The sequence below is a fragment of the Planomonospora algeriensis genome (assembly GCF_977012225.1).
Window position 1 is genome coordinate 1 of record NZ_CDRNDK010000346.1, and the last position, 6,850, is coordinate 6,850.

Consider the following 6,850-nt stretch of genomic DNA (forward strand, 5'->3'; position numbering starts at 1 on the left):
TGCGCGCGCGCTCCAGCCGTCGTCGGGGTACGGACCGTCCTGCCGGGGAGCGACGCCCTGGCCGGACAGGCCGTGGGCGGCTCCGAGCGCCGTCTGCTGGACCGGCGGGAGCGCCGTCGCCCCGGTCTCCGGACCGGCCATCGCCTGCCGCGCGGCGGTGCTCATCGCGGCGGCGCTGGGGAAGCGCCGGGCGGGGTCCTTGGACAGGGCCCGCTCCACCAGGGCCCGGATCGCGGGCGGGATGCGCTCGGGGAGCGGCGGCGGGGCCTCCCGGATGTGCTTGAGCGCGATCGTGACCGGGCTGTCGCCGTCGAAGGGCCGCTGGCCCGCCAGGCACTCGTAGGCGACCACGCCCAGGGCGTAGATGTCCACCGCGGGGGTGACCGGCGCACCCTCGGCCTGCTCGGGCGCGCAGTAGGAGGCGGTGCCGAGCACCATGCCCGCGTCGGTCAGCCGGCTGGCGGCGTCGGACCTGGCGATGCCGAAGTCGGTGAGCACGAGCGTGCCGTCGGACCTGACCAGCAGGTTGCCGGGTTTGACGTCCCGGTGGACGATGCCCTGGTCGTGGACCGCCTGCAGGGCAGAGGCCGCCTGGGCGATGAGTTCCATCGCGGCGCCGGGGGCGATGCTGCCCAGCCTGCCGAGCAGCCGGTCGAGCGGCTCGCCGTCCACGAACTTCATCACCAGGTACGCCGTCGCCCCCGCGCCGGGCACCTCGTGGACCCCGTAGTCGTAGACGTCGACGACCCCCGGGTGGTTGACCGTCGCCATCGCCCGGGCCTCGCCCTGGAACCTCACCAGGAACCCCGGATCGTCGGTGCGGCCCGGAAGCAACACCTTCACGGCGACGGTGCGGGCCAGGACCGTGTCCTCGCCGCGCCACACTTCGCCCATGCCGCCAGCCCCGATGCGGGTATCTAAGCGATACCGCCCGGCCAGCGTCGTGCCTTGGGCCACCATGACTACTCCCCCGTAACCCTCTCCACTCCCACCCCAGGGTTCTCCAACAAAGCGGATTTGTATCGCGGCAACGTCACGGCAGCATAACGAAGGCCTGTATGCCGTTTGCCCGCTCGCTGTGGGACGAGCGGCAGCATGACACAAAAGTCCAAACTTTGGGGGTATTTACATATTTTGCCATGTCCAGCCGGACGACCCGGTCCGCATCGGGATTCCAGCCCCTCCGCGGCGGGCCCGGCGCCGTCTCCGGCGGCACTCCGCGCCCTCCGTGCCCTCCGCGGCGGAGCGGCCCGGCGGTCCGCCGCGGACCGGTTCACCCGTTGAGCGTGCCGTGCTCCGCGCACCGTGCCGACCAGCCCAGCGGGGTCACCTGGACCACCATCCGGCGACGGCAGCGGGAGCAGTAGCGCGGCGGCTCCATCGCCCGCGCGGCGAGGCAGGACGCGTGCCCGCCCTCACCGGCGGGGAGGCCGCAGTGATCGCAGTATGAGGTCACGGTTCAGACCCTATGCTGGCGCGCATGACGCTCGCTCCCGGTCTGCGCTCCCGGCTGCTCATCATGGTGGAGCAGGAGGACACCGCCATCAAGGTCGGCAGCGGCGACGTCCCCGTGCTGGGCACTCCCCGCCTGCTCGCCCTCGCCGAGCGCGCCACCGTCCAGGCGATCGCGGACGTCCTCGATCCCGGCCAGACCTCCGTGGGCACCAGGGTCGCCCTGGAGCACCTGGCCGCCAGCCCGATCGGCGCCCACGTCGAGATCTCCGCCGAGCTCACCGAGGTCGACGGCCGCCGGCTGGTCTTCGCCTTCGCCGCGCGCGACAGGGAGACCACCGTCGCGACGGGGACGATCGAGCGCGTGGTCGTCGACCGCGAGCGTTTCCTCTCCAGGCACGCCCGCTGACCGCACCCTCCGTGCCCCGGGCGGTCACCGGCACGGCGCGTCTCCGGACGCGGGGCCGCCGGCGGGGGACTACTCGATGACGGCGATGAGGTCGCCCTCCTGGATGACGTCCCCCTCGGCCACCTTGAGCTGTGCCAGCACACCGTCGTCCTCCGCGATGACCGGGATCTCCATCTTCATCGACTCCAGGATGACCAGGGTGTCGCCGTCCTCCACGGTGTCGCCCTCTTTGACGAGCACCTTCCAGACGTTCGCCACCATCTCCGCACGTACCTCAGCCACCGGGAACTCCCATCACTGTCACTGTCAACGATCGTGCTCGCACCGGCCTCCGCCGGCCGCACGGGTCATGCCGCGCCGTACGCGCCCGCGCCTCCGTGCCCGGCCCGCCGCCCGCACCTTCCAACTGTGCCAGAACGATCAAGCCCTCATCCGGGACACCAGTCCGGTGTCGTAGTCGCCGGAGACGAACTCGGGATGCTCCAGCAGCTCGGCGCAGAACGGCAGGTTGTTCTTGGGGCCCTCGACCAGGAAGCCCGCCACCGCCTTGCGGGCGCGCTCCAGGGCCTCGTCGCGCGTCCGGCCGAAGACGCACAGCTTGGCCATCAGCGGGTCGTAGAACGGCGTGACCGTGTTGCCGGCGACGTAGCCGGAGTCGATCCGCACGCCCTCCCCGGACGGCTCCTCCCACACGTCGATCTTCCCGGGGCCGGGGAAGAACCGCTTGGGGTCCTCGGCGTAGACCCGGAACTCGATCGCGTGCCCGGCGGGGGCCGCGCTCAGCTCCGGCACCTCGCCCGCGGCGATCCGCAGCTGCTGCTCCACCAGGTCCACTCCGGTGACCAGCTCGGTGACGGGGTGCTCGACCTGGAGCCGGGTGTTCATCTCCAGGAACACGAAGTCCTGCGCGTCCGCGTCGACCAGGCACTCCACGGTCCCGGCCCCGAGGTAGCCGACGGCCTCGCCCGCCCGCACCGCCGCGGCCAGCATGCGCTCGCGCAGCTCCGGGGTGATGCCGGGAGACGGCGTCTCCTCCACGACCTTCTGGTGGCGGCGCTGCACCGAGCAGTCGCGCTCGCCCAGCGCCAGGACCGTGCCGTCCGGGAGACCGAGGATCTGCACCTCGACGTGGCGGGCGCGCTCGATGTAGCGCTCGAGCAGGATCGCGGGACCCCCGTCGGCTCCGCCGAACCGCGCCGCGGCGCGCGCGGCGGTCTCGAAGGCCTTGGTCAGCCCCGCCTCGTCGTGGGCGACGCCCATCCCGATGCCGCCGCCTCCGCCGGCCGTCTTCACCATGACCGGGTAGCCGATCTCCGCCGCGGCGGCCACGGCCCGCTCCAGGTCGGTGACCGGTTCCCTGGTCCCGGCCGCGACGGGCACGCCGGCGGCCTCCATCAGGTTGCGAGCGTTGATCTTGTCGCCCATCCGCTCGATCGCCTCGGGCGAGGGACCGATCCAGACCAGCCCCGCGTCGATCACGGCACGCGCGAAGTCCGCGTTCTCGGAGAAGAAGCCGTAACCGGGGTGGACCGCCTGGGCCCCGGAGGCGCGGGCGGCCTCGATCACCTTGCCCGCGTCGAGATAGCTCTGCGCCGGATTGGCGGGACCCAACAGGATCGCCTCGTCGGCCTCCTTCACGAACGGCAGGTCCGCGTCGGCCTCGGAGTACACCGCGATGGCCCTCGCGCCCATGCGGCGGACCGTGCGGATGACACGCCGGGCGATTTCGCCTCGGTTCGCGACCAGGACAGACTCGAACACGTAGTGGCCCCTTTCGACCGCTCCACCCTATGGCCGAGATCTCGGCACAGCCTTTCGCCCGACGCCACTGATCACAGCGGCGCGAACTGTAGGAAACTTACAATGCGCGGGGCGGGAAACCCCGGCGCGACAAGCCGTGAGGGCGCACCTCGTGAACAGATCAGTAGCGGGCGAGACGCCCGGTGACCCGCGCCAGCGCCTCGACGACGGCCGGGTCGTACTCCACTCCGGAGCCGAGGCGGAGCCGTTCCAGCGCGGCCCCCGCCCGGTCCCTGTCGGTGGAGCCGCCGACCAGGTCGTCGTAGGCGTTGGCGGCCTTGATGATGCGGCTCGACAGCGGCGGCGCCGCGCCGCACGGCTCGCACTGGCGGCGGACGATCTCCGCCACCCGGTCCAGCACCCCCGTCTGCCGGATCACCTCGGCGCCCAGCTCGGCGATGCGGCGCGCCTGCTCCGGGTCGGTGAGCACGGTCGCGCCGCCGGGGATCGGATCGCGGAGCGAGAGCTGGCCGATGTCGTGCATGAGCGCGGCGTACTCCAGTTCCAGCAGCTCGGGCTCCGCCATGCCCAGCTCCCGCCCTGCGGCGACCGACAGGCGGCTCACCCGGCGCGAGTGCCCCGGCTCGACGTAGCCGGCCACCTCGGTCACCTGCGACAGCGCCCGCACGGTCTGCAGGTAGGTGGCCCGGATCCCGGCGTACTTGCGGAAGGCCACCTGGGTCACCAGCAGCGGAGCGGCGAAGACCAGCAGCGCCGCCATGTCCATGCTGTGCGAGGCGAGCGCCAGCAGGACCCCGGAGGCCGCCACCGCGGCGCCCAGCGGGGCGGCCATCCGCAGCTCGTCGCGGACGGCCACCGCGAACGCGGCGCGCACCTGCTCCGCCCGGAGGACGGCCGCCAGCAGCACGTCCACCAGCACCGTCACCAGGATCAGCACGGCCATCACGCCCAGCGCCGGCGTCCAGCTCCCCTCGGGCGGCAGGGTCGCCCGGTAGAGCGGATCGGCCAGCGGCCGGTAGGCGATGGCGAGCAGGGAGCCGGTGAGGAGCCGCCGGGCCAGCGCGTCGAGCTGCGGCGGGCGCCCGACCGCCAGGTGCGGCAGCGCCCCGGCCACCATCCCGACCGCCGTCACCGCGACGACCTGCAGGGCGGGATGCTCCGCCCGGGTGGTCCCCACGTCCAGCAGCAGGGTGTAGCCGAGCGCCGCCGCGGCTCCGATCGGCGCCACCTCCCGGTTGCCCGGCATGGTGAGCCTGGCCAGCTCCCCCGCCGCGATCAACGCGCCGAACCCGATGGCGAACTCGGCCTGAACCAGTCCCACCGCCGCCGTGTACGCCACGCCCGCCAGCGCCATCAGGCCCGCCGCGGAGATGAGCAGGACCTGCCCGGAGTCGAGCCGCCGGAACGCCCTCGTGACCGTGACGGCGGCCGTGCCCGTCATCGCTCCGTCCCCGTGGTCACGTCCGACACCACCTGGATCGGGGCGGTCGGGTCGTCGTGGTCCTTGGTGACGGTCTCCGCCTCCGCCGCCGGCGGGGCCGCCACCTTGCACGGCGGTTCCCACCCCTGGCGGTCCAGGGCGCACAGGAAGGCGTTCACCATGACCGGGTCGAACTGGGCGCCCGCGCCCTTGCGCAGCTCCTCCGTGGCGACCTCGACCGACCGCGCGTTGCGGTAGGAGCGGTCGGAGGTCATCGCGTCGAAGGCGTCGGCCACCGCGATGATCCGGGCGAACTCCGGGATCTCGTCCCCGGCCAGTCCCATCGGGTAGCCCCTGCCGTCCTGCCTCTCGTGGTGGTGCATGATCCCGGCGAAGGCCTCGTCCAGGAAGTCGATGCCCCGCACGATCTCCAGGCCCCGCATCGGGTGGAGCTGGATGGCGGCGAACTCCTCCTCGGTGAGCGGCCCCTCCTTCTGCAGGACCTTCGTCGGCACGCCCAGCTTGCCCACGTCGTGGAGCATCCCGGCGTAGCGGATCGCCCGCAGGCGCTCCGACCCCATCCCGATCTCCTCGGCGATCATCCCGGAGGCCCGGGAGACGCGGGTGCAGTGTCCGCGGGTGTAGTAGTCCTTCGTCTCCACCGCCTGGCAGAGCGCGGCGATCGTGGCGTCGTAGGAGCGCTGCTGGGCGAGGTACTGGCCGAAGGCCCAGCGGGCGACGAACAGCGGGATCAGCACCAGCACCGCGGCGATCGAGTTGACCGTCGTCCAGAGCCCGGCGATCAGCAGGCCGAAGGTGGCGTATCCCAGGTAGGAGACCATGAACTGGGCCAGCCCGCGCAGCGGGACCTGGTCGGCCTGGCCGGTCGCCGCCAGGACCAGCGCGATCAGCACGAAGTTCAGCGGCACGAACACCGCCGCCGCGCCCGCGAACGGCACGATCAGGTCGCTGAACTCGACGCCCCCGACGCCCCCGACGCCAGGCACCCCGGCGTGCCGGCCCAGCAGGCTCTCGTAGACCCAGCCCGCCACGTAGCCGCAGATCGCGAACTGCGCGCCGTTGAACAGCCGCTTCACCAGCGGCAGTCCCGGGCGCACGCTGAGCACGGCCGTCATGCCGACGAGCGCCGCGCCCTCGGGGCCCACCAGCACCACCGCGGCGAGCGCGGCCGAGAAGCTGACCGAGACCGCGGCCTGCCTGACACTGAGCAGTGTCGGCATCGACTCGCACACCAGGAACAGCAGGGCCAGCACCAGCAGGGTGGACCATTCGAGCTGCTCGATCCCGCCGTTCCCGGCCACACCGTGGGCGAGCAGCCCGAAGGCCGTCCCGATCACGGCGACAAGATAGACCTTGGCAAACCATGGCAGTCCACGCAATGCGGCCACCCTAGGGGTCCTACGGGCGCGTGTTCAGGTCCAGGAGATCCCCGGGTGCGCCCGGCTGACCGTTTCCTTCGACATGCGCTGCCTCCACGTTGATTTCGCGTCTCAGGCTACAGAAGCGAATCAGATCCGGCAGGACGGACCGCTAATCGCAAGCAAAGCGTAACCAATCCAGCACGAGGAGTTGGCCTGCGGAGCCCATTCCGCCCCGCGTCCGCCGCGCCACCCGGCGTCCACCGCTCCGCCCGCCGTCACCCCCGCCGGACCACCGTCCGCCGTCACCCCCGCCGGACCGCGGAGCGGCTCCTCGCCCATTCGACGGTGTGCTTCAGCCCGGTCGACAGGTCCGTCCGGGGCCGCCAGCCGAGCGCCTCGGCCGCGGGGGCGGGGTCGACCGCCATC

7 protein-coding genes are annotated in these 6,850 nt (G+C 72.4%); 1 reads left to right on the forward strand and 6 read right to left on the reverse strand.

The annotated features are described in order from the left end of the window. Both ACWJ6R_RS26940 and bsaP read right to left on the reverse strand, forming a co-directional pair. Window positions 1-960 (reverse strand): serine/threonine-protein kinase (locus ACWJ6R_RS26940; RefSeq protein WP_449064917.1); only part of this gene is annotated, 960 nt, incomplete at its 3' end. A 313-nt stretch (window positions 961-1,273) separates the two neighbouring features. Beyond that, window positions 1,274-1,456 carry a biotin synthase auxiliary protein BsaP gene (bsaP, locus tag ACWJ6R_RS26945; RefSeq protein WP_449064918.1) on the reverse strand — a complete coding sequence of 61 codons (183 nt, stop codon included), beginning with the start codon at window positions 1,454-1,456 and terminating at the stop codon, window positions 1,274-1,276. 24 nt (window positions 1,457-1,480) lie between these two features. Here bsaP and ACWJ6R_RS26950 point away from each other — a divergent pair, with 24 nt between their 5' ends. After that, a complete protein-coding gene (locus tag ACWJ6R_RS26950) occupies window positions 1,481-1,861 on the forward strand; it encodes a thioesterase family protein (protein ID WP_449064919.1) in 381 nt (126 codons plus the stop codon). A gap of 69 nt (window positions 1,862-1,930) precedes the next feature. Here ACWJ6R_RS26950 and ACWJ6R_RS26955 read toward each other — a convergent pair whose 3' ends face one another. The 4 genes from ACWJ6R_RS26955 to ACWJ6R_RS26970 form a co-directional block, all read right to left on the reverse strand. Next, a complete protein-coding gene (locus ACWJ6R_RS26955) occupies window positions 1,931-2,143 on the reverse strand; it encodes a biotin/lipoyl-binding carrier protein (RefSeq protein WP_449064920.1) in 213 nt (70 codons plus the stop codon). 138 nt (window positions 2,144-2,281) lie between these two features. Beyond that, window positions 2,282-3,622, reverse strand: a complete 1,341-nt coding sequence (locus ACWJ6R_RS26960) for an acetyl-CoA carboxylase biotin carboxylase subunit (protein ID WP_449064921.1) — start codon at window positions 3,620-3,622, stop codon at window positions 2,282-2,284. A gap of 160 nt (window positions 3,623-3,782) precedes the next feature. Continuing rightward, the gene (locus ACWJ6R_RS26965) at window positions 3,783-5,063 is read right to left on the reverse strand and encodes an HD-GYP domain-containing protein (RefSeq protein ID WP_449064922.1); all 1,281 of its coding nucleotides are present in this window, start codon (window positions 5,061-5,063) and stop codon (window positions 3,783-3,785) included. Beyond that, window positions 5,060-6,442, reverse strand: a complete 1,383-nt coding sequence (locus ACWJ6R_RS26970) for an HD-GYP domain-containing protein (RefSeq protein ID WP_449064923.1) — start codon at window positions 6,440-6,442, stop codon at window positions 5,060-5,062. Before ACWJ6R_RS26970 ends, ACWJ6R_RS26965 begins: the two co-directional genes overlap by 4 nt. Window positions 6,443-6,850 lie beyond the last annotated feature (408 nt).